This window comes from Pseudomonas sp. D3-27 (genome assembly GCF_051132165.1).
GTDB lineage: Bacteria > Pseudomonadota > Gammaproteobacteria > Pseudomonadales > Pseudomonadaceae > Aquipseudomonas.
Map to the genome: position 1 here is coordinate 1,652,464 of NZ_CP071667.1, position 21,275 is coordinate 1,673,738.

Genomic DNA, 21,275 nt, shown 5'->3' on the forward strand with positions numbered 1-21,275 from the left:
ACTTCGTTGTCGCCAGAATATTGACGTTTAAAAGATCAAAACCGTTTCAACCTTGTAACAACACAGCTAAGAACATCCTAGGAAAAACCTAAGAAGAATTTCTCATAACAGTTATTCCAAAAAAAACTTATGAGCTTGGAAAAATCCAGCACATTGTTCAAAGCGAAAGCCTCGCCGAATAAGGGTTGCGTCGGTTTGTAGGCGTCAATAAAAAGTTCCACATAATTTTTGAAACGATGTGAAGAGGTGCTGAAGGGTTCAAAAGTGAGACAGTTTTGAGTGACGTTTTTTTGTCGTTATGGCAATTTGACTGTCCCTCGTACGGTCTCGAAAGCTGGCAGATTTTCCAAATTCTGGCGGCTACCCAGCACCGATCTTCACCCAGACAGGTGCCGACTGTGGTTGGCAGCGGAGGGAATGCACATGGCAGCGCTCATCGGTACCGTCAGCAAGGTGGTAGGGCAGGTTTTCGCACAGGACGTCGGCGGGCTGCGGCGTCCTCTGGTCGAAGGTGACCGGCTGTATGCCGGCGAGCACCTGGTCACCGGGGCCGAAGGCGCTGTCGCGGTGCAGTTGCAGAACGGCCATGAGCTGACCCTGGGTCGCGGCAGCGACTTGACCTTGACCCCACAATTGCTCGCCGATCAGCAGGCGCCGCGGGTGGACACGCCGCAAACGCCGACGCCCAGCGAGGCCCAACTGACCGATGTGCAGAAGCTGCAGCAAGCCATCGCGGCCGGCGCCGACCCGACCCAGACTGGCGAGGCCACGGCCGCCGGGGCCGAGGGCGGCAACCCCGGCGCAGTGGGCGGCGGGCACAGTTTTGTGTTGCTGGAAGAAGTCGGTGGACAGGTCGATCCACTGATCGGCTTCCCCACCGCAGGCTTCAATGGCATACCCGAATTTCCGCTGCTGGAGGTGGCGGCTGACCCGGATGGCGACGACGCAGCCGTTGCGCCGGTCATTCCTGAAACCCCAGACAACCCCGTCACCCTCGATGGCCTGACCGTGGACGGTGGCGAATTGACCGCCAACGAGGCCAACCTCGCCGACGGCACCGCCAGTAATGCTGGTGCATTGGTGCAAAATGGCACCTTTACCATCTCGGCTCCCGACGGCCTGAGCAGCTTGAGCATCGGCGGCATCAGCGTCATCACCGGTGGCGTGCCCGCAAGTTTCCCGCAGTCCATCACTTCGGCCCTGGGCAACACGCTGACGATTACCGGATACGACCCCGCCACTGGCGTCGTCACCTACAGCTACACCTTGACCGACAACGAAGCGCATCCGGCGGGCGGTGGTGCCAACACCATCAGCGAGCAATTCCCGGTGGTGGCAATCGACACCGACGGTGATACCGCGAACGGGAGCCTGGACGTCAACATCACCGACGACGTGCCCCAGGCGATCGACGACAGCCACGCCAGTACCGCGTCGGAAACCCTCGTGAGCCTGACCGGCAACGTTTTACCCAACGATCACCAAGGTGCGGACCGCATTCCCACCGGCCCTGACAGCGGGCCGATCATTGGCGGCACATTTACCGGCACCTACGGTACTTTGGTTCTCAATCCCAATGGCACCTACACCTACACGCTGAACACCAGCGATCCGCAGTTTGTCGCGTTACACGGCGGCGGCAGCGGCACGGAAACCTTCACCTACACCCTGACCGACGCCGATGGCGACACCAGCACCGCGAACCTGGTGCTGCAAGTCCACAACAACGACGACCCGGTGATCATCACCGGCCTGGATACCGATGGCGGCGAGCTCACGGTCCAGGAAAACAACCTCGACGACGGCAGCAGCCCGGACACGTCGGCGCTGACGCAAAACGGCACCTTCACCGTGACCGCGCTGGACGGCGTGCAGAGCCTGAGCGTCGGCGGCATCACCGTGGTCAGCGGTGGCGTGGCCGCCGGTTTTCCACAATCGATCACCACGGCGCTGGGCAATACCCTGACCGTGACCGGCTTCAACGCCGCCACGGGCGTGGTCAGCTATAGCTACACCTTGCTCGACAACGAAGCCCATCCCAACGCCAGCGGCGCCAACAGCCTTGGCGAGCAATTTACCGTGGTGGTCACGGACGATAACGGGACCACGGCCACCGGCAACCTGGACGTGAATATCATCGATGACGTGCCCAACGCCGTGGACGACAGCAACACCGGCACCGCGTCGGAAAGCAACCTGACCCTCACCGGCAGCGTGCTGCCCAACGACACCCAAGGCGCCGATCAGGTGGCGTCCGATCCGATCACGCCCGGAACGTTCACCGGCACCTATGGCACCCTCGTCCTGAACGCCGATGGGTCCTACACCTACACGCTCAATGCGTCCGATACCGATTTCAAAGGCCTGAGTGGTGGCGGCAGCGGCACGGAAACCTTCACCTACACCCTGACCGACGCCGATGGCGACACCAGCACCGCGAACCTGGTGCTGCAAGTCCACAACAACGACGACCCGGTGATCATCACCGGCCTGGATACCGATGGCGGCGAGCTCACGGTCCAGGAAAACAACCTCGACGACGGCAGCAGCCCGGACACGTCGGCGCTGACGCAAAACGGCACCTTCACCGTGACCGCGCTGGACGGCGTGCAGAGCCTGAGCGTCGGCGGCATCACCGTGGTCAGCGGTGGCGTGGCCGCCGGTTTTCCACAATCGATCACCACGGCGCTGGGCAATACCCTGACCGTGACCGGCTTCAACGCCGCTACGGGCGTGGTCAGCTACAGCTACACCTTGCTCGACAACGAAGCCCATCCCAACGCCAGCGGCGCCAACAGCCTTGGCGAGCAATTTACCGTGGTGGTCACGGACGATAACGGGACCACGGCCACCGGCAACCTGGACGTGAACATTGTCGATGACTTGCCTACCGCTCATGCCGACTCCGCCTCGGTGGATGAGGGCGGGACGGTCAGCGGCAACGTTCTCAACAACGATGAGGGCGGTGCCGATGGGCCTGCGGCAAGCGGCGCGGTGATCGGCGTTCGCGCTGGCAGCGATACCTCGACCTCGGCCGTTGGCGGCCTCAATACCCAGATCAACGGCAGCTATGGTTACCTGACCCTGGACGCCAATGGCAACGCTGTGTACCACAGCAATCCGAATGCCGTCAGCGCACCGGGTGCCACCGACGTGTTCACCTACACCGTGCGCGACGCCGACGGTGACGAAAGCACCACCACCATCACCATCGACGTGCATAACAGCTGCCTCGTCGCCGCACCGGATGATGAAGTCAGCGTGCGTGAAAGCGCGCTCGACCTGAACCAGGACGGCCAGGACCTGGCCCCCGGCACCGTCACCGGTAGCCTGCCGAACGCCACCAGCGAAACCGCCAGCGGCAGCCTGCTGGACTCGGTGACCGGTGCCGTTGGCGCCGTCACGTTCGCCCTGGTCGGCAATGCCACCGGCGCCCACGGTCAACTATTGCTCAACCCGGACGGTTCCTACACCTACACCCTGACGTCGCCCGCCACGACAACGCCCGCCGCCAACGATGGCCCGAATGAACTGAGTGAAAGCTTTACCTATCAGGCCACGGATTCACTCGGCAACACCGTCACCAGCACCATCGTCATCAATATTGTCGACGATGTGCCCAAGGCGCATTGCGATACCGCCGCGGTGGTGGAGGGCGGGACGGTCAGCGGCAACGTTTTGCACAACGACGTGCTTGGTGCCGACGGTGGCACGGTGGTTGGCGTGCGCGCTGGCAACGACACCTCAAGCCCCGCCAACGGCGGCCTCAATACGCAGATCAATGGCGCTTATGGCTACCTGACGCTGGATGCCAACGGCAATGCGGTCTATCACAGCAATCCGGACTCCGTCGGCGCGCCAGGTGCAACTGATGTGTTCACCTACACCGTGCGCGACGGTGACGGCGATGAAAGCACCACAACCATCACCATCGATGTGCACAACAGTTGCCTGGTTGCCGAGACCGACCATGACATCACCGTCTACGAAAAGGCCCTGGACCTGAAACAGGACGGCCAGGACCTGGCGCCCGGCACCACGACCGGCAGCGAGCCAGGTTCCACCAGCGAAACCGCGACTGGCTCCCTGGTAGGCTCGGTCACTGGCGCAACCGGAGCCGTCACGTTCGCCCTGGTGGGTGATGCCAACGGCGCCCACGGCCAATTGTCGCTCAACCCCAATGGTTCCTACACCTATACGCTGACGTCTGCGGCGGCAACGTCGCCCAATGCCAACAATGGCCCGAACGTATTGACCGAGAACTTCACCTATCAGGCTACTGACGCCCTGGGCAACAGCACCACCGGCAACCTGGTGGTCAGCATCGTCGATGACGTACCCAAGGCTGTCGCGTCCGAGCGTTCGGTCACGGCGACCGAGATCGACTCGAACCTGCTGATCGTGCTCGACGTCTCCGGCAGCATGAAAGATGCCTCCGGTGTCCCGGGGCTTTCGCGAATGGACCTGGCCAAGCAGGCGGTCAGCGCCTTGCTCGACAAATACGACGACATGGGCGACGTGAAAGTCCAACTGGTGACCTTCAGCGGCAGCGCCACCGACCAGAGTGCCGTCTGGGTGGACGTTGCAACCGCCAAAACGCTGATCGCCGCGCTGAAAGCGCACGGTGACACCAATTACGACGCGGCAGTGGCCACGGCCCAGACTGCGTTCGCAACCTCCGGCAAACTGGCTGGCGCACAAAACGTTGGCTACTTCTTTTCAGACGGCAAGCCGACCTTGGGCGAAATCGGCTCGGCGGACGAGGTCGCGTGGAAAGCCTTTCTCGATGCCAATGGCATCAAGAACTACGCCATCGGACTGGGCAGCGGCGCGAGAAACATCAATCTCGATCCGCTGGCCCACGACGGCAGCACCCACACCGACACAAACGCGGTCGTGGTCACCGACCTGAACCAGCTCAACTCGGTGCTTTCCGGCACCGTGCAGGGCGTGCCGGTCACCGGCAGCCTGCTCGGGGAGGGCGGTTCGTTCGGCGCCGACGGCGGATTTGTCAAAAGCCTCCTGGTGGACGGCACGACCTACAACTACAACCCGGACGCCAACGGTGGCCAGGGAGCACTGACTGCCAGCGGTGGCACCAATCATGGGGTCTTCAATACGGCGACCAACACGGTCAGCATCGCCACCGGCCACGACGGCACTCTGGTGGTGAACCTCGACACCGGGGCGTTCAGCTACACCTCCCAGACCACCACCGGTACGTTGATCACCGAGAACATCGGCTACACCCTCAGTGATAACGATGGCGACCTGGCCAGCTCCAACCTGGTCATCAAGGTCCAACCCAACAGCCCGCCGGTGGCGATCGATGACAACGTCATAACCAACGTGCTGTCGGGCAATATCGTAGTCCCCGGTGAGCTGTTGCTGGGCAACGACAGCGACGCCAATGGCGACCCGCTTACCGCGTCGCCGACCAGTTTCAACACAGGCTGGGTTGCCAAGGGCGCGGACTTCACCGGCAGTACCGGCACCGCAAGCTTCGCCGGCAACAACGTCCAGTCGATCAACCTGAACCGCAGCGCCTTCGTCGCCAATGCCGCGAGCATGACAGCGGTGCTGGTGGTCAGTGGCGCGCTGGGGGCGGTGTCGAACAGCAACGCCAACGATGAAGACCGGCTCAACATCAGCCTGAAGCAGGGCGAAACCCTCAAACTGGATCACAACCTGGCCGCGGGCCGCATCGCCATGGAGTACTCCTTGAATGGCGGGCCCTTCATCGCGATCAGCGACGGTGCCTCGTTCACGGCGGCGGCGACTGGCAACTACCAGATCCATGTGACCAACATTCCCAATCCTGGCAATGGCAATGGCTCGGAAAACTACCAGCTGACCCTGACGGTCAACTACGCGGGCGCTCAAAACAGCACGCCGGATTTCCATGGCACCTACACCGCCAGCGACAACCACGGTGGCAGCGATAGCGCCGGGGTAGGCATCAGCTATCAAGCCGGTCACACCCTGACGGGGACGGCGGGCGACGACGTGCTGCTGGCCGGCAATGGCGACAACGTGCTGAACGCCGGCGGTGGCGATGATGTTCTCAGCGCGGGCACTGGCAATAACGCCATGCACGGTGGGGCAGGGGATGATGTGCTCTACAGCGGCGTCGGCAACGACCTGCTCGACGGCGGCACCGGCAACGATACCGCCAGCTATGCCCATGCCACGGCAGGCGTCACCGTGAACCTCGGCCTGCTGGCCGCGCAAAACACCCTCGGGGCCGGGACCGACACCCTGGCCGGCATCGAAAACCTCGTTGGCTCGAATTTCAACGACACCCTCACGGGTGACGGCTCGGGCAATCGCATCGATGGCGGCCTTGGCCATGACGTGCTCAACGGCGGGGGCGGCGACGACATTTTGATTGGCGGCCTGGGCAATAACATCCTCAGCGGCGGCAGCGGTGCGGACACCTTTCAATGGCAGGCTGGCAACAGCGGCCACGACGTCATCACCGACTTCACCCCGGGCCTGGACAAACTCGACCTGTCCCAACTGCTACTGGGCGAAAACGGCAGCGCGGCGTCCCTGGACGACTACCTGCACTTAACCGTTACCGGAACCGGCGCATCGGTCGTGACCAGCATCGACGTCAGCAGCACCGCGGGCGCCACGCCGAACCAGACCATCGATCTGGCCGGCATCGATCTTGCCAGCCATTACGGGGTGACGCCGGGATCGGGTGGAATGATTGGCGGGGCTGATACGGCGACGATCATCAACGGAATGCTCAATGATCATTCGTTGAAGGTGGACACGGTTTGAGCTGAAACGAAGTGGGCAGCACCCGGCGAAGCGCCGGGTGCTGCCTGGCGCTTTGGACTCAAGCATGACGAACCCTGTCAGGCCTCGTTCAGCGTTTCCTGCCGGTCAAGCGTCCACCACGCTGTCCTGGAGGATGACCTGGTACCGATACGTCCCCGACGCATCGAGCCAGGTGGCGAGAATGGCGTTGGGATTAGAGGCTACGGTCAGGGTGTCGTCTTCCGGAGCGGGATCCTCGCCAAATACTGTTTCGGCATCCGTCTGCTGCAGGATTACTTTCCATTGATAGACCGAACCCTCGCGCCAGGTCACGAGTGTGGCGGTAGCCCCCTCGACCTGGTGATGTCCATCAGGAATAGGGATCTGAGAATCGCCTTGATCGTCGCCGATGGCGCCGGGCTGACGCACTTGCAACGTTGCCTCATCGACCAACTGGCCGATGCCGTCGAAGACTTGGCCGGAGGTCGCCAACTGCCGGGCCAGTGTCTTGCTGTTCGGCAGGGCTTCTTTGTTCAGCCAGGTCAGCGCGATGTATTGATAAGCGCCAACGGTTCGAGAACTGGCCGTCGATATGATGTAGCCGACGCCTCGATAGAGTGGGAGCTGGTTAGTCGTGTCCCAGGTACCGTACCAAGTTAATCGATAGTAACGATCTGGCCCGGCGACGGCACCGTAATAAACCGCGGAACGCCAATCAGCGGGGAACACATAACGGGCGTCGAGGGCTGTGAACTGAGTGCCCGGCGAAGGGGCTATCGCCCCGGAAACACTTCGCCGCCACCTTTCTGCGTTATCACCGCTAATACGGTGCGTGGAAAAAACCCACACCCAAGCCTGGTTGATGGTCACGGTGTAGGCAAGGCTGGCTCCGGTGCTGTCGGTGACGCGGATATCGGTGGTCCCTGCGCGTGCGATAAAGACTCGGCCATCAGCGGCGTTCACCGAAGCGACACTGGGATTGCTGGAGGTGTAGCTGTACGGAGGACTCCCATTGGAGGCTTGCCGCTGCACGTCCGAGAAATCCGGCCTGAACGGATGCGCTTCGGATGCGGTAGTCACGTGCACCGGTTGGGTGAATCTTACCGGGCTGGTATCGATCGTCAGGGCCACAGCCACCGTAAGGTGGCGTACATTCGAGTACACATTTATGGGGTGGTAAAGGGATTTGGCATAAAGACGACGTCTTCCTGCGGGGACGGTGATGGCCAAGGTCCAAAGGCCGGTTGCTGCATCTGCGGTTGCAGTCCCCTTGGAAACGGCGCTGGACCCACTACCGTCGTATACCTCGATTTGCTTTCCTTTGCTTGCCTGCCCCGAGAGCGTCAAGGCGGTGCTGGTGGTGCTGCCTTCGTCGGGAATGTCCTGGCCGGCGGGGTCTTTTACGCTGTCGAGGGTAGGGGTGATCAACGCAACTTCAAGATGAATATCCAGGCGCCTGGTCTTCGACTCGTTGGCATTGCCCAATTGGTCGGTGACGGTGAATCGCAGCGGCGTGGCGGGGTTGTCCCCCGCCTGCCTGAACGTGTCGGTGAACAACGTATGCGCAACCGGCTGGGGAACATCCGCCACGTCGAATGGGACGGTCACGTTGCCCACAAAAAAATCGATATGGTCGTAGTTTCGGCGGTTGGTATAAGTGAATCCGAACTCCACCCCTTGCTCCGCCTTATCGAAGCTGACGCCGTCGCTAATAACGTCAAGTGGAATGACTAGATCCGCGCTGAGTGATGGGTCACCCGGCGATTGCAGGTGATAGAGAACGTTCAGCGGTCGAGAGAGCTCTTCGTTGTTCCCAACGCGGGTGACTTTATAGTGCAGTTTGTTCACCCCTTCATTCAATCTCCCAGGAGTGACATGCAATGGGATGCGTTCTTGCTCCTGCCCTGGCAGAACGGTATGGCCATCAACGGGGGTCGGCCCGTCATTGACGTATAAATCGACTCGATCAAACGCGGCCATTGTCCAGGAACGACCGATGAGTTCGGCCCATGGGTCAACCACGCATAGCAGTCCGTCGGACGATGACTCGTAAAGCTTCTTGGGCACTCCGCCATTTGCGATGCCTGCTGGTTTCACCGGACTTATCCAACCTGGAATGACCACAGGATATAGTTCAAACAGCTGGTTTAAGGCAGGGGATCGGATATCCATGGCGATTTTCCCAAGAGCAGAACGGGCGAATGCCCATTGACGTATGGGCTATCAAACTCCCAGCCGACAGCGCCGGCTACTGTCAGAGTCGACAGGTATGGGCAGGTTTTGGATGAGCGGTTGGGCGCTGGGAGGGGTGACGTTTTTCGCAGGCTTGGTGGGCGAAGTTTGAAGCTGGACACGGTTTAAGCTGAGCCGAATAGACAACACCCGGCGAAATGTCGGGTGTGGTCTATTCAGCCACGGGAGGGCTCTGCTGGAACGGGTCATGCTATGAGTTCACGCACCAACAAGTTGAGCACCGATGAGTATTCATATTCCCGCGTGCCTGCGCGCCACAAGGTATAGCTCACCCTGACACGTCGGCCCATGTTCGGCATGACAAATTCTGTCCCCACCGCGAACCGCACCGGACGGCCTTCGAAGACGTCGGAGACGGTCAATTTGCTGCTGGTACACCCCAACGAATCTTCCCCAAGCCAATAGCACCTAAGAATGTCGTTGCGAGCCATTTGCGGATATTCGATCAGCACGTGAACGACTTCGAACTCTTTGCCAGGGTCGAACACATCCGGCGGGGAGGCCTCTTCCAACCTGGGGCAGGGCAACGTGGCACGCACGGTAGGGGGCAGCCGTTTGGCTGCATGGCGGGCGCGAGGCGATACTTGATTGGCGTAGGAACCGAGTGGGAAGGAAATGTCATGACCACGCTCCTTGGGGCGACGCTATGGTTGAAGCATGACGAAATGATGACATTGAGCCTCGACCGTGGCGCGCTGGCTACTGTCAAGGTTGACAGGTCGGCAGCGATTCGCGACGAAAGGTGCAGGACCTTTGCGACGCTACGCGACCTTCTGCATCAGGGCCGGCGCAGCGTTTTTTGCCGGAGTATGTAAACCGTCACCAGCACCGCGCTGGTCAGCATGAAGACCCGCGCCCACGGCAATGGCACCAGGTAGCACGAGAGCAGGATGCTTACCCACATCAAGCCGATGGCGTAGACCTTGCCCTTGAGCGGGATGCCGTTGCCGCTGAGGTAGTCGCCGATCCACGGGCCGAGGCGGGGATGTTCCACCAGCCATTGGTAGAAGCGCGGCGAACTGCGAGCGAAACAGGCAGCGGCCAGGAGGAGGAAGGGGGTGGTGGGGAGAACGGGAATGAAGATGCCGATGACCCCCAGCACCACGCTCAGCCAGCCGACGGCCAGCAGAGCGTAACGCAGGATCAGCGGGCGCTTGCCGATAGGGGCGCGCACCCGGTGACTCAGTGGTGGCGAGGCTTGAGAATCGCCGGCTTCTCGTCCGGTGCGTTGCATAGCAGATACAGGGCCGTCAGCGCTTCCGGAATCTGCACGATCATGTCGTCCATCAGGTTCGCGTCCTTGGCAATGTCTTCGAACTCCGGTTGCTCGTCGAACAGGCCGGAACCGACCATGATCGGCAGCAGCATTTCGCTGACTTCTTCCTCGGCGGTTTCGAACCAGGCGGCTTCGCGCAGGAACACGCCTTCCATGAAACCGATGCACCAGCCGCGCAGTTCCGAATCGTCCGGGTCGTCGCCCAGGTCCAGCTCGCACGGCAACTCGAATTCCTCATCGGAAGCCAGTTGACGCGCGATGTGGGCCTTGAGGCCCACCAGCGTGGCTTCGATTTCAACGCGCTGGGCTTCGTCGGCGTAGTGCGGTTCTTCGGCGAACAGGGCGTCGATCCACTCACGATCGGGCACCGATTCCGCGCAGATCGACAGGGCAGTCAGATAGCCATGAGCGGCCACGTAATCCAGCGCCTCTTCGTGCAGCTCATCGGCGTCGAGGAAGACTTGCAGGCGGGTCAGTTGCTCAGCGAAGGACATTACGGGCTACCTTGGGGAATAAACAATGCGGGAATTCTAGGCCTTCTTGAGCGCTCAGGCCAGCCGCGTGGTGGATTTGCCTCTTCGTTGGCCGGGCATGACTCAATGTCAGGGCGATCTGTGGCAGGTCTGGGCCTGGTCCAACACTCGCCGCTAGCGCCTCTTGTCAGCAACCCCCTTCGCAACGAAGCCCTCGGGTATACTGCCGCGTTTTGTGATGCCCTGCGGCGTCCCGCCGGTTCGAAACGCCCACTTACGATTTGTCGGTGCAGTCTTTTGGATTCTGAACCAGCCTTGCAGGGATGTTTTGGTGATTTTGGAGTTTCTATGCTCGAACAGGCTCAACGCGTTCTCAAGGACATCTTCGGCTACGACAGTTTCCGTGGCCGCCAGGGTGCCATTATTGAGCGCGTGGCCAGCGGTGGCGATGCCCTGGTGCTCATGCCCACCGGCGGTGGCAAGTCCTTGTGTTTCCAGGTGCCCGCGCTGCTGCGCAATGGTCTGGCGGTGGTGGTTTCGCCGCTGATCGCTTTGATGGATGACCAGGTCGCCACGCTTGAAGAGCTGGGTGTCGCCGCCGCATCGCTCAATTCCACCTTGAGCGCCGAGCAGCAGCGGGACCTGGCGGCGCGCATCAAGCGTGGCGAGGTGAAAATGCTGTACCTGGCGCCGGAGCGCCTCGTGCAGCCACGCATGCTGGCTTTTCTACAGGGCTTGGAAATAGCCCTGTTCGCCATCGACGAAGCCCACTGCGTGTCCCAATGGGGTCATGATTTCCGTCGCGAATACCTGCAGTTGGGGCAACTGGCGGAGCTGTTTCCCGATGTACCGCGGATCGCGTTGACGGCCACCGCCGACAAGCGTACCCGTGAAGAAATCATTGAGCGGCTGCATCTACAAGACGCCGAGCGATTCCTCTCCAGTTTCGACCGCCCGAATATTTTCTATCGCATCGTGCCCAAGGAGCAGCCGCGCAAGCAGTTGCTGGCGTTCCTCGCGGAGCGGCGCAGCGACGCGGGCATTGTCTATTGCCTGTCGCGCAAGAAAGTCGAGGAGGTGGCGGCGTTCCTCAGCGAACAAGGTTTCCCGGCATTGCCCTATCATGCGGGGCTACCCAATGACTTGCGGGCCTATCACCAGAAGCGCTTTCTCAACGAAGAAGGCTTGATCATGGTCGCCACCGTGGCGTTCGGCATGGGCATCGACAAGCCCAACGTGCGTTTCGTCGCTCATCTTGACTTGCCCAAGTCCCTCGAGGCCTATTACCAGGAAACCGGGCGTGCCGGTCGTGACGGCTTGCCGGCGGATGCCTGGATGGCCTACGGCCTGCAAGACGTGGTGATGCTCAAGCAGATGCTGCAGAACTCGGAGGGCGATGAACGTCACAAGCGGTTGGAGCAGCACAAGCTCGACGCGATGCTTTCACTGTGCGAAGAAACCCGCTGCCGACGCCAGACCCTGCTCGCCTATTTCGACGAAGACATGCCCCAGCCTTGCGGGCACTGTGACAACTGCGTCGATGGAGTGGAGACCTGGGACGCCACCGAGCCTGCCCGCCAGGCACTCTCGACGATCTATCGCACGGGCCAGCGTTATGGCGTGGGGCATCTGGTCGATGTGCTGCTGGGCAAGGACAACGAGAAGGTCCGTGGCTTCGGTCATCAGCACTTGTCAGTGTTTGGCGTGGGCAAGGCCCGCAGCGAAAGCGAATGGCGGTCATTGTTCCGGCAACTGGTGGCCCGCGGGCTGGTGGACATCGACCTGGAAGGCTACGGCGGCTTACGCCTGAGCCCGAGTTGCCGCCCCTTGCTCAAGGGTGAGGTCACCCTGGAGCTGCGCCGCGACCTCAAGCCCGCGACAGCGGTCAAGAGCAGCAAGAGCCAGGCCAGCCAACTGGTGCGCGGCGAAGAGCGCGATCAGTGGGAAGCCTTGCGCGCCCTGCGTCGCAAGCTGGCCGAGGAACACGGTGTACCGCCGTATGTCATCTTTCCCGATTCCACTTTGCTGGAAATGCTCCGCAGCCAACCGACTTCCCTGGCGGAAATGGCCCGGGTCAGTGGTGTCGGCGCGCGCAAGCTGGAGCGTTATGGCGAGGCCTTCCTCCAGGTGTTGGGCGGCGAAGCCGAGACACCGCCAGCGGTGGCCGATGTACGCCACGAACTCATCACCTTGGCTCGAGCCGGCATGACCCCGCTGCAGATTGCCGGACAGTTGCAATGCTCGGAAAAGAACGTCTACACGATGCTGGCCGAGGCCATTGGCGAGCAACAACTGTCCCTGGAGCAGGCGCTGGATCTGCCTGAAGAATTGATGGGCGAGGTTCAGGATGCGTTCCTCGATGGGGAGGGCGAGTTGCCTCCCGTATCGGAAGTTGCCGCATTGTTTGTAGGACGTGTCCCAGAAGGAGTTTTGTATTGCGTCAGGGCTGCATTGCAATCGGAATTTGAAGTCTGATCAGCCAGTTACATTCCTTTAACGATTCACTACAGTGCGAGCCTTGCCTGAACCTCAAGCTCATGCTTAGCTGACTAATAATTAGTTTTTCTCTATTTCAGATTTGATGAGTTTTTTATGCCTTTGACCGATCAACACCGTTTTGGCATGCAGTTGGCGCAAATGTCCCGAGGCTGGCGCGCCGAACTGGATCGTCGTCTCGCCGGGCTGGGCCTGTCCCAGGCGCGCTGGCTGGTGCTGCTGCACCTGGCCCGTTTCGAGCAGGCGCCGACCCAACGCGAGTTGGCCCAGAGCGTCGCCGTCGAAGGCCCGACCCTGGCCCGCTTGCTCGATAGCCTGGAAACCCAGGGGCTGGTGCAACGCCAAGCCGTGGCCGAAGACCGTCGGGCCAAGAAAATCGTGCTGTGCGCCCCGGCGTTACCGCTGATCGAACAAATCGAAACCATTGCCACGCAGTTGCGCCGGGAGTTGTTCGAGGGCGTCGATGAAGCGGACGTGCGGGTTTGCATGCGGGTTCACGGCACGATCCTGGCCAACCTTGAAAAATCCTGAGGCATATCCCTGGCATCCGACTTTTGAGATTCGACGGTTAGCGAACTATAACCAGTACTAAGCGATCGTATTGGAAGCGTTTCGCATAGGTCGTTGATCAAAGGGATACCCATGCTTGAAAGTTTGCAGTCCACGTTGCGCAGTTGGATCAACGTGTCGGTCGTCGTGGGTGTCCTGGGATTTCCAGCCCTGGCGTCGGCGCTGGGGCTGGGTGAGATCACGCTCCATTCCGCCCTGAACCAGCCGTTGCGCGCCGATATCGCCTTGGTTGACGCGGCGGGCCTCAGCGAGGGCGACCTGTCCGCCAGCCTGGCGGGGGCGGAGGATTTCAGTCGTGCGGGCGTGGAGCGGGTATTCTTCCTCAATAATTTGCGCTTTACCCCCGTGCTGCGTGGCGGGCGCAGTTTCATTCGGGTGACGTCCAGCAAACCGGTTGAGGAGCCGTTTCTCAACTTTCTGGTGCAGCTCAATCAGCCCAACGGGCGTTTGTTGCGCGAATACACCGTGTTGATCGATCCACCGGGCGCGCCCGGCATAGCTCCGTCTGTTGATGAGCCTTCCGCCCCGGCCGAGACAAAGGCAGCCATCAAGCCGCCTCCGGCCACACAGGGCAAACGCTACACCGTGGTGCAGGGCGACAACCCTTGGATCATCGCCAAGCGCCTGCACGATGCGGGCAGCAATGCATCGGTCAATGAACTGATGCAGGGGATTCAGGCCTTGAACCCCGGCAGCGAGCGACTTTCCATCGGCCAACGCTTGTTGCTTCCCGATTCGGCCATCTTGCCTGCTCCAGCCCAAAGTCCTGTCAGCCCGGCTCCCGCCGCGCCCGACAACAATGCCGAGCAATTGGCAGCCAGTGTGCTGCAAGGCCAGCAGCAACAGCAGACTATCGAACAACTGCAAGCCAGGATCCAGGCTCAGGACCAGGAAATCGCCGCTCAACGCCAGCAGATCAGCGATCTCCAGGCGCAACTGACCCAGGCATCGTCACCTGAGATCACCTCGGAACTTGCTCCGGAACCTGCCGAATCAACCGAACCCGCCGAAGCCTTGCCGATGGACGAGACAGCACCAGCGACGCAAACCGAAGGCGTCGACTGGTTGTGGGTAGGGGGATTGGTGGGGCTGGTTGGGTTGCTTGCGCTTTTGCTGTTCCTTCGTCACCGTCAACAACGGGAAGTGACAAGGCCTGTGCCATTGGCCGAGCGTCCGGACCTGGCCCTGGATGACGACACCGAAACCTATGCCGAGAGTGCCGACAAAGAGCATCCCGAGGTCGCCTCGTCGTTCAACAATGGCGATGCGCCTTTGGGAGACGTGCTCGAGGGCGTTGGGATCTACCTGACGTATGGCCGTTTCACTGAAGCCGCGGGGCTGCTGCGCGCGGCACTGCTGGCCGAGCCGGACCGTACCGACCTGGGCCTCAAGTTGCTGGATGTATTGGGCAAGCAGGGCGATGTGATCGGCTTCCAGGCCCAGGAGAGCCATTTATCGGCCCAGGGCGTCGATCGCCAGGCACTGGAAGACGTCCGCAAGCGTTACCCCAGGGTGACCCTCGTTAATGCTGCGACGCAAACGCCGACAGAACCCCAGGCACCAGTGCCCGCGCCGAAACCTGTGGCCGCGCCCAGCGATGAGTTCGAGTTGAACCTGGATGGACTTTCCCTGGAGAACAGCTGGGACCTGGCCGATGACCAACGGGCATCCCCAGAGCCCCCAAAACCGCCGGCCGCTGCCGCCGATACGCTGACCCTATCGGGCTTCGATGAGACGGACCTGCAATGGGGCGCGCCGTTGGAAACGGAGTCGTTGGACGATGATTTCCTCGATGGGTTTGCCGATGAGGAGCAAGCGCTGGAGTTGGAGCCAGCGCCCGTTGAACCCGAATTCGAATCCCTCTCCCTCGAACCTGTCTCCTTCGAACCGCACACATCGGAGCACTCGGAGAAACTCGAAGAAGCCCAGAATTGCATCGACGAGGGCGATCTGAAGAGCGCCATCACGTTGCTGGAAGAGCTGCTGCAAGAGGGCGATGAACCGCTCAGGGAAACCGCCCGGGTTTTGCTCGCCGGGATTCGCTGAGACGATTGCAAGACCGACGGGAATCCTGTGTGGGGGCGAGCCTGCTCGGGATGACAGTTGTGTATTCACAACCTGTGCTAGCCGGTCTACCGCATTCGGGAGCAGGCTCGCTCCCACAAGGTAGGGGCTGTGTACTTTAGAACGTCTGCCCCAGGTTCAAATACACCGCCTGCTCATCGTCGTCATTTACGCCATAGCTGAAGTTCAAGGGGCCCAGCGGCGTGTCGAAGCCTAAGAAGACACTGGCGGCATTGATGTAGCCGCTGTCGAACTCGTTGTCGTTGTTCCAGGCCCGACCACGCTCCAGCGAGCCGCCGATATACAGCGGGAAATCCAACGGCAGGTAGGCCCGAGGCGTGAGCCTGCGGTAATACACGGCGCGCATCAGGCTCATGTTCTGGCCGGATATCCCGTCCTCGCGAAAGCCTGATAATTGCCGAGCGCCGCCGAGGACAAAACTGGAGGTCACTACTTCGGCGGTATCGAGGGTGCGGCCGTAGCGACCGCCCAGGATGAACGTATCCGGGCCGCTGCTCAGGGCCTTGTCCAGTTTGAATTCCCATTGGCGGTAGCGCTGGTCCGAGCCCAGGCCCGGTTCGTACTGACGCCAGGACAAACCGATGTCTTCGCCTTCGTGGGGGAAGTACACGTTGTCCAGGGAGTCGAAGGAATACTTGAGCTCGTAAAAGCCCTCATTGAAATTCTCGCTGGGCTGGTCGTGGTCGCCGATGCGCACGTCGGCCTTGCCCCAGGCCTGGCCGACACCGAAGCGGATCTCCCCGCTGTTGCCGATCTGGCGACCCAGGTTCAGACCAAAGCCATAGCGCTCGACCCTGTACTGGGCCACCGGATCGTTGTCGAGGATCGAATCGACGTTGCGCGATTCGAACCGTCCATAGGGCGCGACGAAGTAGCGCGAGCCGACATCCAGCGGTTGGTAGAACTCGCTGTACAGCTCCTGTTTGTCGCCGATCTGCGCCCGGGTCAGCCATTCCGCACCCAGTCGATTGATGCCGTTGACCCGATAGCTGGCGCCAAGGTTGAAGGCGCTGTCGCCGCGCATGTCGTCCGACAGGCTCAGGCCCACGCGCAGGTAATCGGTGCCGGTGCGTCTGCCCCGGGCATTGATCACCAGCGTGTTGTCCGCGCCCTTGTGTACGACGCGGTATTGCACCTGCTCGAAATAATCCAGGCCGTACAGCGTGCCCATGTCGGTTTGCAGGCGCCCCAGGTCCAGCGGCTCGCCGATCTTCTGGCGAATGTAATAGCGGATCACGTCGTCACCGACTTTCGAATCGTTTTCCACCCGGATCGCGGTGATGACCGGGGTGCGCTCGCTCGGGGTGCGCGCCGCCAGCAGTTCGGCGTCGGCCGGCTCGGCGGGACGCAAGTGCGCCAGGCGGGTTTGGAGTATCCGTGTGGCGCGGTAACCGGCATCGACTATTTCCTGCGCTCGTCCGAAGTCGGTGGAACCGAAGCTTGCCAGGGCCGGTTGGATCAACACGTCATCTTTCCCCAACGTGGCCAATTGCTCTTCGGAGTTGCGCCGGGTCATCAGCGTCGTTGACTGATTCAACACGTCCACCACCGTGACCAGTTGCTTGCGGGTGCGCAGTGGGGTGCCGATATCAACGACGATGGCCACGTCCACCCCCATTTCCCGAGCGACATCCAAAGGGATGTTGTCGGTCATGCCACCGTCCACCAGAAGGCGGCCGTCCAGCTCCACCGGCGCAAACACGGCCGGGATCGACATGCTGGCGCGGATGACCTTGGGCAGGTGGCCCTTGCGAAACACGACTTTTTCACCGGTGGCAATGTCGGTCGCCACGGCGCGGAAGGGGATTGGCAGTTTGTCGAAGTCCCGGGTATCACTGGCGTGGGCCAGGAGGCTTTCGAGCAGCAGGGCCAGGTTCTGTCCCTGGATCACTCCCAGCGGCAGGCCGAGGCTGCCGTCGTCGCGAAAACTCAGTTTCTGCTTGACCAGGAAATCCCGGTCATCCTGCTTGCGCCTGAAGGGTACGTCCTTGCGCGGCGGGGCATCGGACAGGGCTTGTTGCCAATCAATGCCCAGGGCGAGTTTTTCCAGCTCGTCGATCTTGTAGCCCGAGGCATAGAGGCCGCCGATCACCGCGCCCATGCTGGTGCCGGCGATGGCGTCGATCTTGATGCCTTGTTCCTCCAGGGCCTTGAGCACGCCGATGTGGGCCAGGCCACGGGCCGCGCCGCCGGACAGTACCAGGCCGATCTTCGGGCGCGATGTTTCGACGGCGGGCTCGTTGGCCTGGCCGAGCAGGGGCAATAGCAAAAGTAGCAGGCAAGGCAGCAGGCGGCGCATCGTCAATTCCGGGTAGGCAATCAAAGGCGAGTAGTATAACGACGCCTTTGCAACCAGGAGTTGATCCCATGACCGCGCAGAAACCGGAAATCGTCATCACTTATTGCACACAGTGCCAATGGCTGCTGCGTGCCGCCTGGTTGGCCCAGGAACTGCTAAGCACGTTCGGCGACGACCTCGGCAAGGTGTCCCTGGTGCCAGGCACCGGTGGGGTTTTCCACATTGGCTGCGATGGTACCCAGATCTGGGAGCGCAAGGCGGATGGAGGTTTTCCCGAGGCCAAGGTGCTCAAGCAGCGGGTCCGCGACCAGATCGACCCGGAGCGCGACCTGGGGCACAACGACAGAATCCAGTGACCGGGCTCAGTGAGACGGGGCCTGGGCGCCGGCGCTGGATTTCTTTGTGCCGTCCAGCTGGCTCGACACCACGATCGCAACGATGATCAGCGCGCCACCGAGCAACATGCGCAGGGTCGGGTCTTCGTCGAACAGCAGCCAGGCGATGGTGATGCCGTAGACCGGCTCCATGGCGAACACCACCGCGGCGGTGCGGGCCTTGATCACCGCGAGGCTGGCGACGAACAGGCTATGGGCCAGGCCGGTGCAGAACACCCCGAGCAGGCCGATCCACAACCAGTCGAGCGGACGAACGTCGGCCAATTGCGGCGCGGCCATTGGCAACAGGCAGAGTCCGACCACGACGTTCTGGCACAGCGCGGCCTGCACCGGGGGCACGTGTCCTGAACCGGCGCGATTGGTCAGTGATAACAACGAGAACAACAGCCCCGAGGCCACCGCCCAGAGCAGCCCGGTGGTAGCGCCGCTCGCCAGGTCGAAGGTTGGCGTGACCAACACCAGGCCGACGCTCACCAGCACCACCAAGAGGATTTCGTTGGCGCGGATGCGCTCGCGGAAAATCAGCCCTTCAAGCAGCACCGTAAAAGCCGGAAAACTGGCGAATCCCAGGGTGGCGATCGCAACGCCGGCGACTTTCACCGAAATGAAAAAACTCACCCAGTGCCCGGTGAGCAACAGCCCGCCGAGCAGCAACCTGCGCAGGTCCCGGCCCCGCAGCTTTTCCCAGCGGGTAGGGCTGGCGAACCGGGCAAACGCCGCCAGCGCCAGCACGGCGAACACCGCGCGACCAAACACGATGACGGCCGGCGAGGCTGCGGCGAGCTTACCGAACACGCCGGTGAGGCCGAACATGAGTGCGCCGATGTGCAGGGCGCCGAGGGCGGTACGGGGTGTCATTGCAATCCTTGTTCAACGGTGGGACGTTCGGCTATTAAGCCCGCTGCCAAGCGCTTTCGTCTGTCGCGATCCTAGCGATTTTTAGCGCGAGACTAGCGCGGTTGCCGGAGCTTGCCCGGCGGGACGCCGAATTCGCGCTGCACGGCTGCGGCAAAAGCGCTTTGCGAGCTGTAGCCAACGCGATGGGCGATCTCGCCGATCGCCAACTGCGAGTCACGCAGCAGCTCAAGTGCCTTGTGCAAGCGGCGGCTGCGGATGTATTCCATCGGTGTCTGGCCGCATTCGGCGACGAAACGGGCATGCAGGCGAGCACTGGAAAGCCCTGCGACTTGCGCCAGGTCCGCTACCTGTAGCGGATAAGCGGCATATTGGTCGATGTGAGCGTTGAGCGCCGCGTAGGGCAGGCGCCGGCCACCGGTGGTTTCCAAACGCCCGCCGTTGAGGCTGGCCAGCAACAGTACCGCGCCTTGCTGTGCAATCACCGGGTCGTCCACCGGGCTGCCCGCCAACCAACTGACCAGTTGGCTTTGCCCCGCATCCAGGGGCAGGCGGGTGTTGTTGTCGAGTAATCGGCGGCTGGCATCGGCATGGTCGCCCAGGCATTGCCCGATCCATTCATCATCCGGCACGTCCAGCACCAGGCAACGGCTGCCCCGTGGGCTGCCGCACGCATGATGAGCACCGGCCGGTACCACCACGAAACTCTGCTGCACCACCTGGCTGCCACGCCCTTCGACTTCGAAGTCCAGCGCGCCAAACAACCCGAACACCAGTTGCGCGTGGTCGTGGCTGTGGACAATCAGATCGTGGCTGTAGTGGCGTAGCGTGAGGATCGGTCTCATCGCAGTCTCCCTTGTCAGGCGGCCAGTCTACACCGAGGGCGCGGCGCCCCGCGCTGTCATGTAATCGACTTATTGCTGTCACGGAGCATTAACCGCTCGGGTGCACTGTGGTGAAAACGATCAGAGGGTTGCCCCCATGACCAGCGCCGAGCTCGCCAGGCCCAGCCGCAAGCAACGTGTACGCACCCTGTGGATTTCCGATGTGCACCTGGGCACTCGGGATTGCCAGGCCGAACACCTGTCGCACTTCCTCAAGGGTTACCACGCCGACAAGGTCTATCTGGTGGGCGATATCATCGACGGCTGGAAACTGCGCAGCGGCATGTATTGGCCCCAGGCCCATACCAATGTCATTCGCCGCCTGCTGACCATGAGCAAGCGCGGCACCGAGGTGATCTATGTCACCGGCAACCATGACGAATTCCTGCGGCGTTATTCGAAGCTGATACTGGGCAATATCCAGTTGGTGGACGAAGCGGTGCACGTCACCGCCGACGGCCGGCACCTGCTGGTGATCCATGGCGATCAGTTCGATGTCATCACCCGTTACCACCGTTGGTTGGCGTTCCTTGGGGATTGGGCCTACGAATTCACCCTGACGCTGAACCGTTGGCTCAACCATTGGCGGGCCCGTTACGGCTACGGCTATTGGTCGCTGTCGGCGTACCTCAAGCACAAGGTCAAGACCGCCGTCAGTTTTATCAGCGATTTCGAAGAAGCCATCGCCCATGAATGCGTGAAGCGTGAATTGCACGGGGTGGTCTGCGGGCACATCCACCATGCCGAGATTCGCAAGGTGGGCGAGGTGGAATACCTTAACTGCGGCGACTGGGTCGAATCCTGCACGGCGCTGATCGAACATTGGGATGGGACGATCGAGCTGTATCGGTTGGCGGACGCCCAGGCGCGGGAGGCGCTGCTCACGGCTGAGTTGAAAGTGGCTGAGCCTGCTTAGAGCGC

13 protein-coding genes are annotated in these 21,275 nt (G+C 61.5%); 6 read left to right on the forward strand and 7 right to left on the reverse strand.

From position 1 onward, the window contains the following. Nucleotides 1–423 precede the first annotated feature (423 nt). A complete protein-coding gene (locus J3P92_RS07810; protein WP_434650280.1) occupies nt 424–6,789 on the forward strand; it encodes a retention module-containing protein in 6,366 nt (2,121 codons plus the stop codon). 105 nt (nt 6,790–6,894) lie between these two features. Here the strand turns inward: J3P92_RS07810 and J3P92_RS07815 are convergent, their stop codons facing one another. From J3P92_RS07815 to J3P92_RS07830, 4 genes are all read right to left on the reverse strand, one after another. Next, nucleotides 6,895–8,940: a hypothetical protein gene (locus J3P92_RS07815; protein WP_434650282.1), complete on the reverse strand. Its 2,046-nt coding sequence runs from the start codon at nt 8,938–8,940 to the stop codon at nt 6,895–6,897. 266 nt (nt 8,941–9,206) lie between these two features. Beyond that, nucleotides 9,207–9,560, reverse strand: coding sequence for a hypothetical protein (locus tag J3P92_RS07820; protein WP_434650284.1), 354 nt, complete (start codon nt 9,558–9,560; stop codon nt 9,207–9,209). Nucleotides 9,561–9,799: 239 nt separating this feature from the next. Then, nucleotides 9,800–10,195, reverse strand: coding sequence for a YbaN family protein (locus J3P92_RS07825; RefSeq protein ID WP_434562943.1), 396 nt, complete (start codon nt 10,193–10,195; stop codon nt 9,800–9,802). An 8-nt stretch (nt 10,196–10,203) separates the two neighbouring features. Further along, on the reverse strand, nt 10,204–10,791 hold the full coding sequence (locus J3P92_RS07830) for a UPF0149 family protein (RefSeq protein WP_434650286.1): 588 nt from the start codon (nt 10,789–10,791) through the stop codon (nt 10,204–10,206). Nucleotides 10,792–11,118: 327 nt separating this feature from the next. Between J3P92_RS07830 and recQ the strand changes: the two genes are divergently transcribed. The 3 genes from recQ (at nt 11,119) to J3P92_RS07845 (ending at nt 15,882) form a co-directional block, all read left to right on the forward strand. Continuing rightward, complete coding sequence (gene recQ / locus J3P92_RS07835; protein WP_434650288.1) at nt 11,119–13,245, forward strand: DNA helicase RecQ; 2,127 nt, start codon at nt 11,119–11,121, stop codon at nt 13,243–13,245. Between the two features lie 117 nt (nt 13,246–13,362). Further along, nucleotides 13,363–13,797, forward strand: a complete 435-nt coding sequence (locus J3P92_RS07840; protein WP_434650290.1) for a MarR family transcriptional regulator — start codon at nt 13,363–13,365, stop codon at nt 13,795–13,797. Between the two features lie 111 nt (nt 13,798–13,908). Next, entirely contained in the window at nt 13,909–15,882 is a 1,974-nt protein-coding gene (locus tag J3P92_RS07845) for a FimV/HubP family polar landmark protein (RefSeq protein WP_434650291.1), read from the forward strand. Nucleotides 15,883–16,018: 136 nt separating this feature from the next. Here the strand turns inward: J3P92_RS07845 and J3P92_RS07850 are convergent, their stop codons facing one another. Beyond that, on the reverse strand, nt 16,019–18,220 hold the full coding sequence (locus J3P92_RS07850) for a patatin-like phospholipase family protein (protein ID WP_434610226.1): 2,202 nt from the start codon (nt 18,218–18,220) through the stop codon (nt 16,019–16,021). Between the two features lie 68 nt (nt 18,221–18,288). Between J3P92_RS07850 and J3P92_RS07855 the strand changes: the two genes are divergently transcribed. Continuing rightward, nucleotides 18,289–18,576 carry a SelT/SelW/SelH family protein gene (locus J3P92_RS07855; protein WP_420767414.1) on the forward strand — a complete coding sequence of 96 codons (288 nt, stop codon included), beginning with the start codon at nt 18,289–18,291 and terminating at the stop codon, nt 18,574–18,576. Between the two features lie 6 nt (nt 18,577–18,582). Here the strand turns inward: J3P92_RS07855 and J3P92_RS07860 are convergent, their stop codons facing one another. Together J3P92_RS07860 and J3P92_RS07865 are read right to left on the reverse strand one after the other, a co-directional pair. After that, entirely contained in the window at nt 18,583–19,473 is an 891-nt protein-coding gene (locus tag J3P92_RS07860; protein WP_420767413.1) for a DMT family transporter, read from the reverse strand. Between the two features lie 92 nt (nt 19,474–19,565). Further along, nucleotides 19,566–20,315, reverse strand: a complete 750-nt coding sequence (locus tag J3P92_RS07865) for an AraC family transcriptional regulator (protein WP_434650293.1) — start codon at nt 20,313–20,315, stop codon at nt 19,566–19,568. A 136-nt stretch (nt 20,316–20,451) separates the two neighbouring features. Here J3P92_RS07865 and J3P92_RS07870 point away from each other — a divergent pair, with 136 nt between their 5' ends. After that, nucleotides 20,452–21,270 (forward strand): UDP-2,3-diacylglucosamine diphosphatase, encoded by an 819-nt coding sequence (locus tag J3P92_RS07870; RefSeq protein WP_434650295.1) that lies wholly within the window; start codon nt 20,452–20,454, stop codon nt 21,268–21,270. Nucleotides 21,271–21,275: the final 5 nt, after the last annotated feature.